Origin of the sequence: Halorientalis regularis (assembly GCF_023698535.1) — an archaeon.
Lineage (GTDB): Archaea > Halobacteriota > Halobacteria > Halobacteriales > Haloarculaceae > Halorientalis > Halorientalis regularis.
In genome coordinates this window covers 193,935-210,414 of record NZ_JALJCL010000001.1, presented here as the reverse complement: position 1 = coordinate 210,414, position 16,480 = coordinate 193,935, and the positions used below count along the sequence as shown (strand labels likewise).

General features: G+C 67.7%; 21 protein-coding genes. 10 read left to right on the top strand and 11 right to left on the bottom strand.

The features are described from left to right. Positions 1-13: 13 nt before the first annotated feature. Entirely contained in the window at positions 14-553 is a 540-nt protein-coding gene (locus tag MU521_RS01160; RefSeq protein WP_092686831.1) for a GNAT family N-acetyltransferase, read from the bottom strand. A 72-nt stretch (positions 554-625) separates the two neighbouring features. On the opposite strand from MU521_RS01160, the gene MU521_RS01155 reads away from it, so the two are divergent. Together MU521_RS01155 and MU521_RS01150 are read left to right on the top strand one after the other, a co-directional pair. After that, on the top strand, positions 626-1,207 hold the full coding sequence (locus tag MU521_RS01155; protein WP_092686834.1) for a class I SAM-dependent methyltransferase: 582 nt from the start codon (positions 626-628) through the stop codon (positions 1,205-1,207). A gap of 47 nt (positions 1,208-1,254) precedes the next feature. Then, entirely contained in the window at positions 1,255-1,689 is a 435-nt protein-coding gene (locus MU521_RS01150) for a DUF3054 domain-containing protein (protein WP_092686837.1), read from the top strand. Here the strand turns inward: MU521_RS01150 and MU521_RS01145 are convergent. Further along, complete coding sequence (locus MU521_RS01145; protein ID WP_245681121.1) at positions 1,655-2,950, bottom strand: MFS transporter; 1,296 nt, start codon at positions 2,948-2,950, stop codon at positions 1,655-1,657. The two genes, MU521_RS01150 and MU521_RS01145, sit on opposite strands and share 35 nt — an antisense overlap. Positions 2,951-3,080: 130 nt before the next feature. Next, a complete protein-coding gene (locus MU521_RS01140) occupies positions 3,081-3,245 on the bottom strand; it encodes a DUF7331 family protein (protein ID WP_175452732.1) in 165 nt (54 codons plus the stop codon). A gap of 472 nt (positions 3,246-3,717) precedes the next feature. On the opposite strand from MU521_RS01140, the gene MU521_RS01135 reads away from it, so the two are divergent. Both MU521_RS01135 and MU521_RS01130 read left to right on the top strand, forming a co-directional pair. After that, entirely contained in the window at positions 3,718-3,945 is a 228-nt protein-coding gene (locus tag MU521_RS01135) for a DUF8015 family protein (protein WP_092686840.1), read from the top strand. Positions 3,946-4,053: 108 nt separating this feature from the next. Further along, entirely contained in the window at positions 4,054-5,061 is a 1,008-nt protein-coding gene (locus tag MU521_RS01130; RefSeq protein ID WP_092687478.1) for an ornithine cyclodeaminase family protein, read from the top strand. Here MU521_RS01130 and MU521_RS01125 read toward each other — a convergent pair whose 3' ends face one another. Beyond that, positions 5,062-5,259 (bottom strand): hypothetical protein, encoded by a 198-nt coding sequence (locus MU521_RS01125; protein ID WP_092686843.1) that lies wholly within the window; start codon positions 5,257-5,259, stop codon positions 5,062-5,064. It lies immediately after the preceding gene. A gap of 135 nt (positions 5,260-5,394) precedes the next feature. Here MU521_RS01125 and MU521_RS01120 point away from each other — a divergent pair, with 135 nt between their 5' ends. Next, entirely contained in the window at positions 5,395-5,592 is a 198-nt protein-coding gene (locus MU521_RS01120) for a hypothetical protein (protein WP_092686846.1), read from the top strand. Here MU521_RS01120 and MU521_RS01115 read toward each other — a convergent pair. The 6 genes from MU521_RS01115 to MU521_RS01090 all read right to left on the bottom strand — a co-directional run bounded on the left by MU521_RS01115 (position 5,589) and on the right by MU521_RS01090 (position 10,545). After that, positions 5,589-6,641 carry a presenilin family intramembrane aspartyl protease PSH gene (locus MU521_RS01115; RefSeq protein WP_092686850.1) on the bottom strand — a complete coding sequence of 351 codons (1,053 nt, stop codon included), beginning with the start codon at positions 6,639-6,641 and terminating at the stop codon, positions 5,589-5,591. The two genes, MU521_RS01120 and MU521_RS01115, sit on opposite strands and share 4 nt — an antisense overlap. Positions 6,642-6,948: 307 nt before the next feature. After that, on the bottom strand, positions 6,949-8,331 hold the full coding sequence (locus tag MU521_RS01110; protein WP_092686853.1) for a hypothetical protein: 1,383 nt from the start codon (positions 8,329-8,331) through the stop codon (positions 6,949-6,951). A 45-nt stretch (positions 8,332-8,376) separates the two neighbouring features. Beyond that, a complete protein-coding gene (locus tag MU521_RS01105) occupies positions 8,377-8,667 on the bottom strand; it encodes a helix-turn-helix transcriptional regulator (RefSeq protein WP_092686856.1) in 291 nt (96 codons plus the stop codon). A 198-nt stretch (positions 8,668-8,865) separates the two neighbouring features. Further along, the gene (locus MU521_RS01100) at positions 8,866-9,093 is read right to left on the bottom strand and encodes an H/ACA ribonucleoprotein complex subunit GAR1 (protein ID WP_092686859.1); all 228 of its coding nucleotides are present in this window, start codon (positions 9,091-9,093) and stop codon (positions 8,866-8,868) included. 2 nt (positions 9,094-9,095) lie between these two features. Continuing rightward, positions 9,096-9,374 (bottom strand): signal recognition particle subunit SRP19, encoded by a 279-nt coding sequence (srp19, locus tag MU521_RS01095; protein ID WP_092686862.1) that lies wholly within the window; start codon positions 9,372-9,374, stop codon positions 9,096-9,098. A gap of 46 nt (positions 9,375-9,420) precedes the next feature. Next, a complete protein-coding gene (locus MU521_RS01090; protein WP_175452733.1) occupies positions 9,421-10,545 on the bottom strand; it encodes a PGF-CTERM-anchored ABC transporter substrate-binding protein in 1,125 nt (374 codons plus the stop codon). A gap of 61 nt (positions 10,546-10,606) precedes the next feature. Here MU521_RS01090 and btuC point away from each other — a divergent pair, with 61 nt between their 5' ends. From btuC to MU521_RS21575, 3 genes are all read left to right on the top strand, one after another. Beyond that, entirely contained in the window at positions 10,607-11,707 is a 1,101-nt protein-coding gene (gene btuC / locus MU521_RS01085) for a vitamin B12 ABC transporter permease BtuC (RefSeq protein WP_092686868.1), read from the top strand. Beyond that, complete coding sequence (locus MU521_RS01080; RefSeq protein ID WP_092686871.1) at positions 11,704-12,933, top strand: ATP-binding cassette domain-containing protein; 1,230 nt, start codon at positions 11,704-11,706, stop codon at positions 12,931-12,933. Before btuC ends, MU521_RS01080 begins: the two co-directional genes overlap by 4 nt. An 80-nt stretch (positions 12,934-13,013) precedes the next feature. Next, the gene (locus MU521_RS21575) at positions 13,014-13,718 is read left to right on the top strand and encodes a DUF5518 domain-containing protein (RefSeq protein WP_342670334.1); all 705 of its coding nucleotides are present in this window, start codon (positions 13,014-13,016) and stop codon (positions 13,716-13,718) included. A gap of 4 nt (positions 13,719-13,722) precedes the next feature. Here MU521_RS21575 and MU521_RS01070 read toward each other — a convergent pair whose 3' ends face one another. Next, positions 13,723-14,145 (bottom strand): universal stress protein, encoded by a 423-nt coding sequence (locus MU521_RS01070; RefSeq protein ID WP_092686874.1) that lies wholly within the window; start codon positions 14,143-14,145, stop codon positions 13,723-13,725. A 255-nt stretch (positions 14,146-14,400) separates the two neighbouring features. On the opposite strand from MU521_RS01070, the gene MU521_RS01065 reads away from it, so the two are divergent. Together MU521_RS01065 and scpC are read left to right on the top strand one after the other, a co-directional pair. Further along, entirely contained in the window at positions 14,401-14,967 is a 567-nt protein-coding gene (locus MU521_RS01065) for a MaoC family dehydratase (protein ID WP_092686877.1), read from the top strand. Next, positions 14,964-16,412: a succinyl-CoA:acetate CoA-transferase ScpC gene (gene scpC, locus MU521_RS01060; protein WP_245681122.1), complete on the top strand. Its 1,449-nt coding sequence runs from the start codon at positions 14,964-14,966 to the stop codon at positions 16,410-16,412. The genes MU521_RS01065 and scpC overlap by 4 nt, the downstream gene beginning before the upstream one ends. The last annotated feature ends 68 nt before the right edge of the window (positions 16,413-16,480 follow it).

The following is a 16,480-nucleotide window of genomic DNA, read 5'->3' as shown; positions in this document are numbered from 1 at the left end:
CTCCCGACCCGGGTCAGGCGTCGCCGGCAGGGACCGACGTGATCGTCGCCGGGGGGTCCTCGTCCTCGCGTTCTCGCAGGAACTCACGTTCGGCCGCCGAGAGGTCGCGCTCACGGTACACGTCGAGGCCGGACTGGTAGGACTCGCGCGTTCGCTCGCCGGGCCAGACCATCACGAGTTCGGCGATGCCGGTCTCCTCGCCGGTGAAGGCGAACCCGGCCTTCGAGAGGGCCTCGAAGGCGAAGGGGTTGTTGACGGCGATCCGGACTCGTTCGTACCCTCGGTCGCGTGCGTGTTCGGCGGCGAACCGGCAGAGTCGCGGGCCAATCCCCTCGCCGCGGTGGTCCTCGCGGACGGTGACGTAGCGCAGCCAGAGCGTGTCGGCGTCGGTGCGGTCCTCGTTGAACGCGACGGCGGCGACGATGGCGTCGTCGTCGCGGACCACCGCCTTGCCGGTCGCGGACATGACGAACTTCCCGGCGTAGCTGAACCGCCGGTAGTCCAGCTGGAACGTCGGGCCGTCCGGGGGCCACCCCAGCAGCGCGTACTCCATGCCAGGCGTTTCGGCCGGGAGCCGCTTTAGTTCGGGGGAACTCCTGAAGGGGTCGCGGTGAATAGTCGCGGTATGGCATCAGACACTCGGACCGGCGACGTGGGAATCTTCGATCGGGTCGCCCGGTTGTACGACCTGAAACCGGCGACTCGCCGGAGGAAACTCGCACCCGCGCTCGCGCTGGCCGACCGTGACGTCGAGCGCGTCCTCGACGTGGGTGGTGGCACCGGGCAGGGCGTTCGGTCGCTGGACGTGCCCGAGGGCGTCGTCGTCGACGCGGCCCCGGGGATGCTCGCCAAGGCCCAGGAGCGCGGTGTCGAGGGAGTCCGGGGCGACGCGGCCCGACTGCCGGTCGCCGAGGAGTCGGTCGACGCCGTATTGATCCTCGACGCGTTGCACCACATGGCTCGGCCCGAGGCGGTCCTCGGGGAGGCGGCCCGCGTCCTCCGACCCGGGGGCGTGCTGATCTGTCTCGAGTTCGATCCGACGACGATTCGTGGCCGGGCACTCGTCACCGCCGAACACCTGTTCGGGTTCGAGTCGCGGTTTTTCACTGCCGGCGATCTGGCGGCGATGGTTCGGGCGGCGGGCCTCTCCGCGTCGATTCCGCGGGCCGGCTTCGAGTACACCGTTGCGGGGGGAAAACGGTTCTGAGTGTCGAAGTCGGGACACCCAAGTCTTCTCGGTCCGAACGGCTGCCCATGACTGCGCTCGACTGGGTTCGGAGTCGCGTCGATCCGTCCACGGCGACGGCACTCTTTCTCCTCGGTGACCTGCTGGCCATCGCCGTGTTCATCGTGATGGGCGAGATCAGCCACGAGTACCCGCTGCTCTCCGTGCGGGTTCTCGGAACCTACGCCCAGTTCGCGGTCGGGTGGCTGGTCGTGGCGGTTCCGGCGGGCGTGTACGCGACCGACTATCGCCGCAACCTGACGCGCTCGACGGCGCTGGTGCTGGGGGCGTGGCTCGGGGCAGACGTGGTGGCTCAGGGCCTGCGCTCCACGTCGGTCTTCCCGGGCAACGCGGCGCTAACTTTCGCCATCGTCGCGTTTCTGGTGGGGGGGATCCTGCTGGTGGCCTGGCGGTTGACCGTCGCCCTCGTCACGTCCCGACGGCAGTCGACGGCGCCTGCGTGACGAGGTACGTCCCGAGACCGGCGGCGACCACCGCCAGCCCCGCGAGGGCGAGGAACAACTGCTGGGGAGCGAAGTAGGTCAGCATCGCCCCCGCCAGCGTCGCGCCCAGCGCGCCGACGCCGAACACGCCGAGGTAGGTGAACCCGTAGGACAGACCCCGGGTCCCCGCCGGCGTGTACTCGGCGACGCTGGCCTGGTAGAACGGCTGGACGAAAAACAGAAAGAAGCCGAGCAGTGCCGAGACGACCAGCAGGGCCGGGAGACCGAGCGCAGCTGCGGGCAGGAATAGCACGGCGACGACTGCCAGGGCACCGAAGCCCGCGAGGATACCGAATTCGGGGCGCCCTCGATCCGTGAGCTTGCCGGCGACGAACTGCCCGCCGACGCCGACCATCAGGAGTCCGACGTAGACGTACCGGCTGGGCTGGAGCGTGCGCCCGCCGAACTCGACCGGAGCGAGCGCGGCGATCTCCAGGTTGTCGAGCAGTTCGGGCAGGAAGGTCAGCACGCCGCGGTAGTACAGGCCCGAGCAGAGCGTCACGGCGAAGACGACGACGAACGCGCCCGCGAACAGGTGCCGCGACTGGGAGAGGAAGTCACCGAGCGAGTCGACGCCGCCCCCGGCGCGGCTGTTGCCGTCCGTACTCCCATCACCGCCGTCGGCGGCCGCCACGGCCGCACGCTCGTCGATATCCGCCCGGAAGGCGTAGAGGGCGGCGAGGGCGGCCGGCACGGCGAGGATGGCGACGACGACGCGCCAGTCGAACGCGAGCAGGAGGAGGATCGTCAGGAGCGGGCCGACGGCGATACCGACGTTGCCGGCCATCCCGTGGTAGGCGAAGGCGCTCCCGCGCTGTTCGACGCCGCGGCTGATCAGCGAGAGCCCGGAGGGGTGATAGACGCTGGCGGCGACGCCCCAGACGGCCATCGCGAGGCCGATCACCGCGGGCGTCGGCGAGACGGCCAGCAGGAGGAACGAGGCACCCATCCCGACCAGACAGGCCGTGATGAGGACGCGGGCGTCGACGCGGTCGACGAGGACGCCGCTGGGGAGTGCACCGAGACCGAACAACGCGAACCCGACGGTCACGAGCGCGCCGACGGTCGCCTCGTTGACCGGGAACTGCGCGAACCCCACGTCGATGACGGAAAACTCCGTGAGCCAGATGGGGATCAAAACCGGGATCGACAGCTCGTAGGTGTGGACCATCGCGTGTGCGACCGTCACGAGACCGACGATCGATCGGTCGTTACTGTTCACGCGGCACGTCTTCGACGTTGACCCGCTTCAACGCGTCGGTTCCGCGCAATCTGGGTATCGGTCACGTGCGGCTATCGCTGGTGGTATCGAGAGAAACGTGTGTATAGGCCTTCCCCCCCTACGGTCGGCCTCAGCACTTCTCGTCGACCGGGATCGACACGCTGGACTGGATCCAGGCCTGGTGGTTCTCCCGGTCGTAGATGACGAACTCGTCCTCGCCGATGTTGAGTTCGGCGTACTGTGGCTGCTGGGAGTTGCCTGCTTCGTCGTCGGTGTCCGTGTTGTGGATGCTCATGTGTGACCTCGGCGGCTGTGCCGCCTCCGTCCGCCTCGATCCGAAATTTCCCGCACGTCCTCATAAGGGCTTGCTCCAGATTATCACTCAATATAATGCTATATACTCGACAAAGCTGGAAAAGCAGCGATATTCTCAGTAGTAAAAACAGAACCGATATCGTAGGTGTAACACTCTGTCTCCTCGAACGCTGTGTTTCTCCGACGATGCGATGCAAGAATCGGAACGGTTCCACGACCGTTGGATTCCTCGCGGACCAGTCCGGAGGGGGACCCCGAATTCCTGACCGTAGATAAAATGGGTAACGATGGGGGACGACTGCAGTCGTGGGATTCCGTCTCTGTAAGTTATGGGTTGGATATGTTGAATCACTCGAAAAGTTCAAAGTAATTATTAGATGCCTATAGTAGATGTTATCCAGTGGCTACAAGAAAACATTTATGACCCCACCTGCTCTATATTAGCGTAAGTTATGACGGGTTACTACGACTACGTTCTCGGTCTCATTCCGGTGTCCGTTGCAGGAATCAGCGCTGCGCTTCTCGGTGCGGGACTGGCGTTCACGGTCGCCGTTCCGGTCGCGCTGCTGTTCGCTATCGGTCTGATCGGCCACGCGATGTTCGTCAACGGTCCGGTCGACGACGCGACCTCGACCACGCCGGCGGCCCCGCGGGACACGCCGCAGTTCTCTGCCGACTGAGGACGGGTTCGTTCCCTCTCAGTTCTGCGCTCTCCGGTTCCGTTCTCCTGTCGGTTTTGCGACTACCCTTCCAGCACACCTATGAGTGGGTCGTCCGAACGGGCGGGCATGACGACACACAAGGAAGCGCTGTTCCTGCGGAGCGACGAACTCGCCGGCCTCGCCGACCCGGCCGAATACGTCGACGCCGTTCGGGAGGGGTACCGCCAGCGGGGTGAGGGCGCACCCGCCGAACCGCGAACGAAACTCCCGAACGCCGACCCGCCGGGCTTTTTTACTGGTTACCTCGCCATCCTGCCCGACACTGGCGCGATGGGAACGTACACGTACGGCGCTGGCTTCGGTGCGCAGGACGCCCACTTCATGCTCTCGCTGTTCGATTCCGAGAGTGGTGAGCCGCTGGCGCTCATGGACGGCGCGAGCATGAACCCGTTCAAGACCGGTGCGGTCGGTGCGGTCGGCATCGACGCGCTGGCCCGGGACGACGCTTCGACGCTGTCGATCATCGGGAGCGGTTCGCAGGCGCGCGGCCAGTTGCGTGCCGCGACGACCGTGCGTGACTTCGACCGCATCGACGTGTACTCCCCGACCAAGGAACACCGCGAGAACTTCGCGGCGGAGATGAACGACGCGCTCGAACCGACCGTCGCCGCCGTCGCCTCCAGCGCGGCCGCGGTCGAAGGGGCCGACGTGGTGATCACGGCCACCAGAGCTACCGAACCGGTGTTCGACGGAGACCTGCTGGACGACGGGACCCACGTCACCGCGATGGGCCAGTACGATCCCGACGTACGCGAGGTGGACGCCGAGACCGTCTCGACGGCGACGTACGTCCCGGATCTGCGCGCCCGCACCGAGACCGACGCGGGCGCGTTCATCCAGGCCGTCGAGGAGGGCGCGATTTCCGAGGATCGGGTCCACGCCGAACTCGGTGAGGTGATCGCCGGCGTCGAACCCGGCCGCACGAGCGACGACGAGATTACCCTGTTCGACAGCGGCGGAACGGCCATCGAGACCGTCGCCGCGGCACACATGCTCTACGAGCGGGCCCTCGAGCGTGACCTCGGAGAACCGCTGGAGTTCGCCCCGGCCAGTCAGGCGCTGACCGGGAAGTGACTACCCGAACCGCCGCGCCAGTTCGTACGCGACCGTCGCCGGGGCCGAAATCCACAGCAGGACGAATCCGACCGTCTCGGGTGCTGGATTTCCAGGCGTCAGCGCCGCGTAAAACAGAAGCGCGCCGGCCGCCAGCACCATCACGACCGTGGAGACGTATGTGGGATCGGTCCAGGAACTCGGAAACTCGCCGGACATAGCGGCCGGACCCCCCGCTGCGTAAAAAAGATACCGTCGAGTCACGGGCGAGTCCGAACGCGCCTCCCGACTACTCATCCATGGCATGGTATGACAAGCCACAGACCAATACTGTGGCACGGCATATCGTATTCTATGGGTGGCGTGCTGAACGAAGTCACGAACACGGTGCACAAACAGGAGACCGGCAAATCGAAGTTCCAGACGGAGTGTGGCGTCACGTACAATCTTTCCGAGGAGGACCTCCGGGTTTTCCGTGCGGTCGAGTCCGAACTCGACGGGGCGAACGTCAGTAAGTGCGGTCGGTGTTTCGACGACGCCGGCGGCTATTAGAGGAAGCCCGCGAGTCCGAGCGCCTCCAGGAGCGGAATCCCGCTGACGAGAGCGCCGACGAGGTAGCCCCCGATCACGCCCCCGTTGAGCAGCGGGAGGCCCGCGTGAGCGCGCCCCGCCAGCACCATCCGCAACAACAGCGCCAGTCCGAGGAAGGTGCCGACCATCGCACCGAGCGCCGTGACCGGAACGACCAGCCCCAGCGCGCCGACGGTCGGGACCGACGCCGGCGCGAAGAAGGCCGCGCTGGCCACGAGGACGGTGGGAATCACCGCGTCGCCGAGCCCGATGAACAGCGCGTCCCGGTCCATGGGTTCTGCTTCCGCGGCCTCGTCGTCTTCCCCGTCATCGGCTTCGTTCGATACCGTCTCCTCCTCGCTCTCGGGAGCGCCGCCGTTGGCCGCCGCCTCGCCTTCGACCTCGCCAGTGGGATCGGGCGTCTCGGCCGACAGGAACGAGTACGAGAGCGTGAGCGGGACGACCAGCACCACTGGAACTTTCAGATCCATCACGCCCGACGCCAGCGTCAGCATGTGTTCGGTGCCGTAGACGCTGATGGCGTCGTAGATGGCTAGCACGGCCAGCAACAGGATGGCCGGCAGGAGGCCGAAACTGATCCCGAACAGGCCGGCCGCGCCGGCTCCCATGACGACCCCGGTGGCGTCGATGACGTACCACTCCGGATACAGCAGGAGTGCGGCCCCGAGCGCGAGCGCCGCCGCCACCGCCAGCACGTTGAATCCCGCGTAGGTGACGACGCTCGGGACGACGACGCTGAACACGTACCACGAGAGGTAGACGCCGGCGAAGACGACGAACGCCCGGATGAGCTGGTCCACATCGAGTTTGATCGCCAGCAACATCAGGCCGGTGGCGATCAGGATCGCCGCGACGTAGACGACGGTGTTCGTCGGGTCGCTCGGATCCTCGACCGCCTGGTAGCCGGCCGCCTCGAACGGCTGGACCAGCGCCAGCGCCCCCAGCTGCACGAGCAGAAAGATCAGTCCGATGAATGCGCTCGCGACGAGCGCCCGCGTTCGCTGCTCCATACCGCCTTCTCGCCCGTCTCCCGTTTCAGGATTGCGAAGACGGTGCCAACCTCCGGAGCGTGTGATCGCCGGGGCGTTCCCGATCTCCGGAGCCGTGTTCTCGAGGAGTGGGGCGAGATCACCGCCGCTGGAAGAACGGTTGCTGTTCAGAACACGAGCCACTGAGTTATCGTGCCGATGGGAACGGGGACAACCAGGAACGCGAGGCCGGTGCGTGATTCCGTCTCCGTCGGTGTCGAGTTCCTCCCCCTCAAATCGTACGGATGCGACGCGCAGGGTCTCGACCCCGGGGCGGTTGACCCCCTGCTCAGGGGACCTTCCGGCGGGCGATCTCGCCCGAGACACCGTCGACGGTCGCGGTGACGATCACGACGTCGCCGTCGGGGTCGACGGATATGGTAAGGTCGTCGGTCTCGTTCGGCGAATTCGTCCAGACTCGATAGTCCCGTTCGCTCGCCCGCAGGGTCACCTTGTCTACAGCGAGTTCACGCTCGAACGTGACCGTCAGGTGGTTCTCCGCGGCGTCGTGAGACAGTTCGAGTGCCCCATCCGGCACCGCGTTTGCAACCTCGGGTGGCGTGTCGCCCTCGGGTGGGATCGGCTCCTCAGTGTCGGTGGCGGTGTCGGTCCCCTGTGGTTCGGTGAACGAGAGGTCGAGCACGTCGTCCGGATACGTCGCAGTGGCGGAGAGTCGGTCGGCGTCTGTACTGACCGACATCTCGGTAGCCGAGGTACCCAGCCGGGATTCGATGCGATCCCGTGTCTTCCCGTCGAGTTCCGGGTCTTCGATCGCGAGATCGGCCGCGATCTCGCCGTCGTCGGGGGCAAACGAAATCGAGGCAACCAGATGCTCACGCTGGGACAGGAGATCACCGGTCAACTGGACAGCTGGTTCGCCCAGTGTGTGCCGGTCGAGGTCGATCGGCCCCGTCCACCCGGCCACGAAGTCGCCCTCGCCCGCGGTCTCGATCGACCAGCCGAACGGTTCGGAGTCGTCGACTGCTCGGTCGTCGGTGCCCCGCCGTGTATCGATCACCGTCCGAACGTGGTCGCTGGTGTCGCCGAACACGATGGCCGTCTCGCTGACTGCGGTGACGGCGTCCAGTCCCTCTCTCGTCGCTTCGTAGAGGGTAAACTCGCCGTGGTCGCCAACGACCTCGTGTTCGATATCGCCGGGCGGGTCGTCGGGACCGGAACGGAGCTTCTCGTCTGCCCTGCTCGTGTCGAATTCGCCCGTCGAGACGACGATGTCGTTGGCGATGAATAGCTCGTCGATCGTTTCTGACGGCCGATCCGAGTCGACGAGATACCCTAACCCACCCCCGAGCCCGATACCCATGCCCGCGAGGAGCCGCCGCCAGACGTCGAGCGGCCACGCGAGAAACGGGTCGTCGATAGCATCCAGAGTCGGCAGGTCGGGGACGAGTTCGCTATCTGCGGTATCCCTCCTCGATGGCAGGAGCAGCGGAAGCATCTGGTCCGCTTCCTGTGACTCTTCTGTGATCCGGAAATCGACGTACGCGAGGACCATCCCATCGCCTTCTGGTGGAATCCAGTCGGTGTACGACGGATAATCGGCGGCTCCGAGCCCGAAACAGCCACCGAGTGCCGCCGTCGTCGCTGCGGTGGCGAGGTGCAGAACCTGGCGACGGTCGAATTCCAGCAATCGTGAAGGGTGACGGTCGGTCATGCTAGTTGGGCCCTGACTCTCCGCGTGCAATATTGCTCACGGACCTCAGGGGATGAGTCTGTCGTCCTCGAGGTAGCCGTTCTCCCACTCGCGGCGGGCCTCGATCTCGCGTTTCGCACGCCCGGTTAGCGAGTAGGCGTTGGTCCGGCGATCCGTCGCGCGTTTTTCTATCAGGGCCTTCTCGAGAAGTGTGTCGAGGTTCGGATAGAGACGACCGTGCTGAATGTCTCGCTCGTAGTACTCGTCGAACTCGTCTGTGACCGCGAGCCCGTGCGGGTCGTCGAGCCCGGCAACGACGTACAGGAGGTCACGCTGGAATCCAGTGAGCTCGTCCATCGTTCGGTCAGCGATGGCCGCCGGCCGGTCGTTCTCGCCCGGACCGTTCTCGGGTGGGGCAGTGTCTCTGTGGCATCGGTTTCACTGTGCAGTGCAGTCCCGATAAACGGGGACGGAGCGTTGCTCGACTCACAACTCTCCGGAATATTTTTGATAGTTCACCGAACCGATATTCCGTCCCGTTTCGACGTCCCCGGCTCACCGGGCGTACAGCGCCGTCCCCAGAAGCGTGGGCAACCGAACGTCCTCGTCGGTCGAGACGGCCACGTACGGCTGCTCGACGGAGCCGAACACGTCCACGACCCGACCGATCTCGTCCAGGTTCTCGTCGACGACGGTCGTGCCGAAGTCGGGGTGACCGTCGTCGGGTGAGCGGACGACCGCGAGGCCCTGCGCGGTGCGGACGACCTCGCCGACGCGTTGCATGCTCACGAGCGGATCACGTCCAGGTAAGCCGCCACGGCACCCAGCAGGTCGCTCTTGCTCGCGTCGTCGGCGTCTTTCACGAGGACGCGCCCCCGTGGCTCGAACTCCCGGGAGTACTCTTTGTCCCGTTCGATGACGGCGTCGTAGCCCACCTGCTGGACCGCCTGTGCGATCTCGTCGACGGTCGGCTCGGGGACCGCCTGCTCCAGATTGACCCGCCGACCCTCGGCGCGTGTCAACTCCGCGTCGAGGTATGCGGGCCAGATGACGTTTTCGACCATACTCGCCTCTGGCCGGGCCGTCGGTAAGGACTTTTCCGTCCAGCTTTCAGGGCCGCCGCCCGACCAGAAGCGCCGCCGCGATCAGGGCCAGCACGGCGAGTCCCGCCACCGCGACACCGAAGCCCGGCCCGTTCACCGCGGTCGTCTCGGCCGCCGTCCGGTTCGGCGTGTCCACGTCAGAGGCGTTCACCGTGCGGTTGGCCTCGGCCAGGCCCTCGGGGTACCAGGTCTTGGCGAGCTGAGTCAGCGGAATCGCCACCCTGGGCCCGGGCTGGTTGATGTAACTGTAGTCGAGTGCGATGGTCTGGTTTCGCTGGAACGCGGTCGTCTCGTTGTACGGCGTCCCCTCGGGAACGGTGTAGTCGTCGGGGAAGACGATCCACTCGGGGTTCCGGTCGATCACGATCTCGTCGTTGAGTTCCTTGTACCCCTCCAGCCCGGCCTCGGCGGCGACGTTCTCCCCACCGGCGGTTTCGATGGCGTCGTGGATATGCGTACCCGTGCCGGTCGTGAAGCCGAAGAAGGTGTAGAGCACGGACGGCCGGTCCTCGGCATTCGCGTGGGCGGCCTCTGCGCGCTCGACCGTGAGTCGAAACTCGCTGGCCTCCTCGCGTGCGGACTCGCAGGACCCGACCAGCTGGCCGACAGTCTCGACGTTCCGCGCGATCTCCTCCAGCGATCGCACGCCGGCGAAGTGATACACCGTCAGCCCGGCGTCGCGGAGCGATTCGACGGTTTCGGGGTCGGAGACGTTCGCCGCCAGCACGAGATCGGGGTTGGTGCCGACGACTCTCTCGACGACGCCCTCACCGCTCACGTCGGCCTTGCCGGATCGGTCGTCCAGATACGACGTGTACTGGTTCACCGGCATCCCGACGACCCGATCCTGCGCGCCGATCTCCCAGAGGATCTGGGCGTCACTCGGCTGGAGCGTGACGATCCGCTCGGGCCGCTCCTCGACCGCGACCTCGGTCCCCGTCACGTCCGTCCGCGTGACCGGGAACGCACAACTGCTCTGTGCGACCGACGCCGCCCGATCACCGACGGACGGCCCCAGGGCTGATCGGGCGTCTGAAGCACCGTCGGCCGACCCACCGGCCACCGCGCCGGTCGCCGCGAGTCCCCCGGCGACGAGTACGACCGCCGCGAGAACGAGTGTTCGTGTGTTCATCTGCGTCAGCCTCTGTCGGTATCCAATAAGTATTTGCCTACTCCAATCCAGCTTGAAGACTATGCACACGGGCGTCCGGACCGTCTGGTGGTCGGTCGGACTGTCCGTCCTCCTCGTGGCGGTCGTCCTCGCGAGCGCGACCATCGGGCCGGTCGCCATCGACCCCGTCACCGTCGCCAAAGCGACGCTCAACGCGGTGGCGATTCCCGTCGGCGTCTCGGTGAGCGTCGAGTCCGCCAGCGCGTTCGGCGCGTCGGTCCCCGTCCCGGTGCCGGACCTGTCCTACTACTACCCGCTCTCGCTGTCGGTCCCGACGACCGCCGAGATCATCGTCCGGCAGGTGCGGCTCCCCCGGATCGCGCTGGCGGCCGTCGTCGGCTTCTCGCTGGCCTCGGCCGGCGCCGTCATGCAGGGCTTCTTCCGGAATCCGATGGCCGACCCGTCGATCATCGGCGTCTCCTCCGGCGCGGCCGTCGGCGCGGTCGCGACCATCGCCTTTCCGCTCGCGATCCCCTTCGGCCTCCAGACCGCCGCCTTCGTCGGAGCGCTGGTGGCCGCCTTCGGCGTCTACGCCATCGCCAGCGAGGGCGGTCGCACGCCGGTCGCCACCCTGCTCCTGGCGGGCGTCGCCGTCCAGACGTTGCTCGGGGCGGCCGTCTCCTACATGTTGTTGCAGGCCGGCCAGAGCCTCCGGGAAGCCGTCTACTGGCTGATGGGCCAGCTCTCCGGCTCGTCGTGGGCCGAGGTGGAGGTGACCCTGCCGCTCGCCCTGCTCGCGTTCGGCGTCCTCTACGCCTACGCCCGCGACCTGAACGTCCTCCTGCTCGGGGAGACCGACGCGCACACGCTCGGCATCGAGGTCGAACGCACCAAGCGAATCCTGCTCGCGGTTTCGAGCGTCATCACCGCCGCGGCGGTGTCGGTCGCCGGCGTCATCGGCTTCGTCGGCCTGATCGTTCCCCACGTCATGCGGTTGCTGGTCGGTCCGGACCACCGCATCCTGCTCCCGACGAGCGCGCTCGCGGGTGCGGCCTTCCTCGTCGCCGCCGACACGTTCGCCCGCGCCGGGCCCGCGGAGGTCCCCGTAGGAATCGTCACCGCCGCGCTGGGCGCACCCTTCTTCCTCTACCTGCTCCGGAACCGGGAGGTGCACGCGCTGTGATCGAGGTCGAGGACCTGACGGTCGCCCGCGGCGGCGTCACCGTCTTCGAGGGCGTATCACTGACCGTCGACGAGGACGAGTTCGTCGCGCTCGTCGGGCCCAACGGCGCGGGCAAGACGACGCTCTTGCAGGCGATAAACGGCGTCCTCGAACCCGAATCCGGCACGGTGGAAATCGACGGCCGCCGCGTCATCGACTGTTCGGCCCGGGAGCGCGGCCGACTGGTCGCGACCGTCCCCCAGGACACCCACGTCGGCTTCGACTTCTCCGTCGAGGACATCGTGGCGATGGGACGGACGCCCTACCACACGCGCTTCGGGCGGTCCGACCGCGAGGCCGACGACCGGGCGGTTCGGCGCGCGCTGGACCGGACCGACACGGCCCGATTCGCCGACCGCCCGGTCGACGAAGTGAGCGGCGGCGAGCGCCAGCGCGTCCTGCTCGCCCGCGCCCTCGCACAGGACACGCCCGCGCTCTTGCTCGACGAACCGACGGCGAGCCTCGACGTGAATCACCAGGTCGAGACGCTGTCGCTCGTCTCGGATCTGGGCGCCTCGGGCAAGGCCGCGCTCGCGGCGATCCACGACCTCGACCTGGCCGCGCGGTTCTGTGATCGCATCGTCCTGCTCGCGGACGGCCGGGTGCTGGCGAACGGCCCACCAGCCGAGGTACTGGACGCCCCCGCACTCGGCGCGGCCTTCGACGCCGACGCCGCCGTGACGACCCACCCCACCACAGGAACACCGTCGGTGACGGCCCTCGGCGAGCGTCGCGACCGCGACCTGACCGTCCACGTCGTCGGGACCGGCCGGACCGCCGCGCGGGTGATCGCCCGGCTCCACGATGCCGGCGCGACCGTCACGGCGGGCCCGCTTCCAGAGGGTGACCTCGCCGCCGAGACCGCCCGCGCCCGGGACCTGGAGACTGTGACGGCCCCGGCGTTCGGCTCGCTCGGCCCCGCGGTCCGGGACCGCGTGAGTACGCTCCGGGACGCCGCGACCGCGCTCGTCGCGGCCGACCCGCCAGCGGCCGACGGCATCGCGGCCGTACTCGACGCCCGACTCCCGGTCGTGACGGTCGACGGAGCGAGGCCAGCAGACAGCGGATCGGCGGACCGAACCGCTCCGAACCGACCCGAGCAGATGATACGAGTCGCGTCGCCGGCGGACGTACTGGAAGCCGTCGTCACCGTCGCGCCCGAGCGGGAACTGCCCGCCGACGACTGAGCGGGCGCACCGCCGGTCGCAGTTTCAGTGTCAGCAACCGTCACTGCTAGTTTATATCCATACTGGACGTACAGTCAGGTATGTCTTCAGTATCCAACGCACAGGGCATCGACTCTGGGGCCGTCAGCCGCACCGTCGACTGGGCTGTCACCCTCGTGACGATCCTCGCTGGCCTGCTGTTCGCGGCGGGCGGAGCCGCGCTCTACAGCGCGGCCGACCGCAGTTGGATCGCCGCCGCCGTCGCCGAGGGCACCGTCCGCTCGGACGGACTGACCGAAGCGCAACTCGTGGACGCGCTCTACGGGCTCGCCTGGTGGGGCGGTATCGGCCTCGCCGTCACGGGCCTGCTGTTCGTGGTCGCTGGTGTCGCGTTCATGGCCTACCGTACCCGCTGGCACCGCCGCCGCGCCGAGACCGGCGAGGCCGGCCCGGACACGACCACCAACGCCGTGATCGGCGCGGTCGTCACCGTCGTCAGCTCGTTCGTCCCGTTCTCACCCGTGTTGGGCGGAGCGGTCGCGGGCTACCTCGGCCGCGGTGACGGGAGCAACGGCGTCCGCGTCGGCGCGTACTCGGGACTGGTCACGTCGATTCCCGCGACCGTCCTCTTCGCGTTTCTGATCGGCGGGGCCGCGGTCGTCGGTGCCGAGATCGGCGTCGGCCTCGGGGCCGTCGCTATCGCGCTCGTCTTGGTGTTCGCGCTCGTCGTGACCGTCCTCACCGTCGTCGGACTGTCGGCGCTGGGCGGGTACCTCGGCGTCGAACTGGCCGAGCGGTCGGCCTGAGACGTCAGGACAGATCGACGGTCAACACCGGGATCGACGCGTCGGCGACGACTTTTTCCGCCGTACTGCCGAGGATGTTCTGCGTGTAGTCGTCGCCCCGTGTTCCCATGGTCACCACGTCGACGCCCTCCTGCTCGGCGTAGGCGACGATCTCGTCGGCCGGCGTGCCCCGTCGGATCGCGGTGACGGCATCCAGGCCGGCGGCTTCGACTTCGTCGGCGACGGTGCCCACGGCGTCGGTCCCTTCGGCCTGGAGGTCCTCGAGGACCTCCGACTTCATCTCGTCGTCGAGGGTCAGGAACGCACGGTCGTCGACGACGTAGAGGACGTGGACGGTCGCCTCGTCCGGTGCGATTTCGACGGCGCGGTCCAGGACGGCACCGAACCCCTCGCCGCCGTCGGTCGGGATCAGAATGTCGTCGTACATAGCAAAATCTCACCCCGCGGTGTACACACGCCTTTCGGTTGCGGGTCGGGTCAGACGACGGTCCCGTGTTTCTTGTTCGGGCGCTCTTTCTCCACGTCCTCGTAGAAGGCAAAGCGGGCGGCCAGTTCCTCCTCGTCTGCCCCCGGGAACGCGGACTTTCATCGCCCACGACTGGGCCCAGGAGTGTGAAACCGTTTTCTTCTGTCTCGGTTCCCGACCGACACTGACACAATCCCGGCGTTCGAGGCAGGGGCTATGCCATCTGAGGACACGGACGGTTCCGACCGCCGACTCGTCGAGGGCTGGCAGGGCCGCTTTTTCGAGGACTTCGCGGTCGGCGACATTTACAAACACCCCTACGGCCGGACCGTCACGGAGACGGACAACGTCTGGTTCACGAACCTGACGATGAACGCCAACCCGATGCACTTCAACGAGGCCTACGCCGCCGAGACCGAGTTCGGCGAGCGCCTCGTCGACGGCACCTTCGTCATCGCGCTCGCGGTCGGTATGAGCGTCGTGGACGTGTCGGCCAACGCGACGGCGAACCTCGGCTACGACGAGATCCGTCACCACGCGCCCGTGTTTCACGGCGACACGCTGTTCGCCGAGAGCGAAGTCATCGAGAAGCGGGAATCGGACTCCCGGGACCACGTCGGCATCGTCACGACCGAACTCCGAACGTACAACCAGGACGACGAGCTCGTCCTCACGCTCGAACGGACGCCGATGGTGCTGAAACGCGAGGCCGCCGAGCCCTCGGCCGCCGCGCCAACGGGCTGGCCCGACGGCGTTGGCACTCAGCCGGAGGACCTGTCGTGACCGACCAGCGGATCGAGGGCGAGCTTCCCGTCACCGACGCCGCCAGTGCGGCCGCCGACGTGCCCGCGGACGCGACGATGCTGGTCAGCGGCTTCGGGAGCGTCGGCTACCCGAAGGCCGTCCCGCTCGCGCTGGCCGAGTCGGATCGAGACCTCTCGCTCACTGTCGTCAGCGGCGGGAGCGTCGGCGAGGAGATCGACGTGGCGCTCGTGGAGGCCGACGCCATCGCCCGCCGCTATCCCTACCAGGCTCGCTCGCCGGCCCGGGCGGCGGCCAACGACGGCCGGATGGCCTTCGCCGACCGCCACATCTCGACGCTCGGCGACGACGTGCAGTTCGGCGGGCTGGTCGACCCGGACGTGGCCGTGGTCGAGGCCGTCGCCGTCGGCGAGGACTGGCTGATCCCCTCGGGGTCGGTCGGCCACACGCCGGCCTACGTCGAACGTGCCGACGAGTTGATCGTCGAGGTCAACCACGCACAGCCGCGATCGCTCGCGGAGTTCCACGACATCTATCGCCCTGCCCTGCCGCCCGACAGAGAACCCGTGCCGCTGTCCACGCCGGACGAGCGCATCGGCGGCCCGCGGATCGAGTTCGACGCCGACGCCCTGGCCGCCGTGGTCGAGACTGACCGCCGCGACGAGCCGTACGAGTTCCGCGAGCCGACCGAGACCGACCGGGCCATTGCGGGGAATCTGCGCTCGTTCCTGACCGACGAGGTCGAGCGCTCGCCGCTGTTCGCCGACTCCGTGCGCGTCCAGTTCGGCGTCGGGAGCCTCGGCAACGCCCTGATGGGCGCGCTCGCGGACGCCGACTTCGGCGACCGGGACCTGATCTACTTCGGCGAGGTAATCCAGGACGGCCTGCTCGACCTGCTCGATTCCGGACGGCTGGAGGCCGCCAGCGCGACATCGCTCGCGCTCTCGGCGGAGGGACAGGATCGGCTGTTCGCCGACGCCGAGCGCTACGCCGAGGACGTGGTGTTGCGCCCCGCCGACGTGTCGAACCGGCCCGCACTCATCGACCGCGTCGGCGTCGTCGCGGTCAACAGCGCCCTCGAAGTCGACCTGTACGGCCACGCCAACTCCACGCACGTCGACGGCTCGCGCGTCCTCAACGGCATCGGCGGCAGTGCCGACTTCACCCGCAACGCCGCGCTGTCGATCATCGCGCTTCCCTCGACGGTCGGTGACGGCGACCGCTCGCGAATCGTCCCGATGGTGCCCCACGTCGACCACACCGAACACGACGTGGACGCCGTCGTCACCGAACACGGCGTCGCCGACCTGCGCGGCACCGCCCCGCGGGAGCGCGCTCGCCTGCTCGTCGACCGCTGTGCCCGTCCCGACTACCGCGAGCGATTGCGGGCGTATCTCGACCGCGCGCTCGATAGCGGCGGTCACGAACCCCACGACCTCGACGCGGCGCTCTCCTGGCACGAGTGAGTCTCGGAGCCCCGAGACTGGCACCCGCCGCGCCGTCGTGTGAGAAACCCAACAATTAATCCGGGGAG

Coding starts and splice junctions, on each gene's coding strand:
- MU521_RS01065 (WP_092686877.1), top strand. CDS start 14,401: ATGCCATCTGAGGACACGGACGGTTCCGACCGCCGACTCGTCGAGGGC.
- MU521_RS01105 (WP_092686856.1), bottom strand. CDS start 8,667: ATGGACGAGCTCACTGGATTCCAGCGTGACCTCCTGTACGTCGTTGCC.
- MU521_RS01115 (WP_092686850.1), bottom strand. CDS start 6,641: ATGGAGCAGCGAACGCGGGCGCTCGTCGCGAGCGCATTCATCGGACTG.
- MU521_RS01110 (WP_092686853.1), bottom strand. CDS start 8,331: ATGACCGACCGTCACCCTTCACGATTGCTGGAATTCGACCGTCGCCAG.
- MU521_RS01155 (WP_092686834.1), top strand. CDS start 626: ATGGCATCAGACACTCGGACCGGCGACGTGGGAATCTTCGATCGGGTC.
- MU521_RS01125 (WP_092686843.1), bottom strand. CDS start 5,259: ATGTCCGGCGAGTTTCCGAGTTCCTGGACCGATCCCACATACGTCTCC.
- MU521_RS01120 (WP_092686846.1), top strand. CDS start 5,395: ATGGGTGGCGTGCTGAACGAAGTCACGAACACGGTGCACAAACAGGAG.
- MU521_RS01070 (WP_092686874.1), bottom strand. CDS start 14,145: ATGTACGACGACATTCTGATCCCGACCGACGGCGGCGAGGGGTTCGGT.
- MU521_RS01135 (WP_092686840.1), top strand. CDS start 3,718: ATGACGGGTTACTACGACTACGTTCTCGGTCTCATTCCGGTGTCCGTT.
- btuC (WP_092686868.1), top strand. CDS start 10,607: ATGCACACGGGCGTCCGGACCGTCTGGTGGTCGGTCGGACTGTCCGTC.
- MU521_RS01090 (WP_175452733.1), bottom strand. CDS start 10,545: ATGAACACACGAACACTCGTTCTCGCGGCGGTCGTACTCGTCGCCGGG.
- srp19 (WP_092686862.1), bottom strand. CDS start 9,374: ATGGTCGAAAACGTCATCTGGCCCGCATACCTCGACGCGGAGTTGACA.
- MU521_RS01140 (WP_175452732.1), bottom strand. CDS start 3,245: ATGAGCATCCACAACACGGACACCGACGACGAAGCAGGCAACTCCCAG.
- MU521_RS01130 (WP_092687478.1), top strand. CDS start 4,054: ATGACGACACACAAGGAAGCGCTGTTCCTGCGGAGCGACGAACTCGCC.
- MU521_RS01160 (WP_092686831.1), bottom strand. CDS start 553: ATGGAGTACGCGCTGCTGGGGTGGCCCCCGGACGGCCCGACGTTCCAG.
- MU521_RS01150 (WP_092686837.1), top strand. CDS start 1,255: ATGACTGCGCTCGACTGGGTTCGGAGTCGCGTCGATCCGTCCACGGCG.
- MU521_RS21575 (WP_342670334.1), top strand. CDS start 13,014: ATGTCTTCAGTATCCAACGCACAGGGCATCGACTCTGGGGCCGTCAGC.
- MU521_RS01100 (WP_092686859.1), bottom strand. CDS start 9,093: ATGCAACGCGTCGGCGAGGTCGTCCGCACCGCGCAGGGCCTCGCGGTC.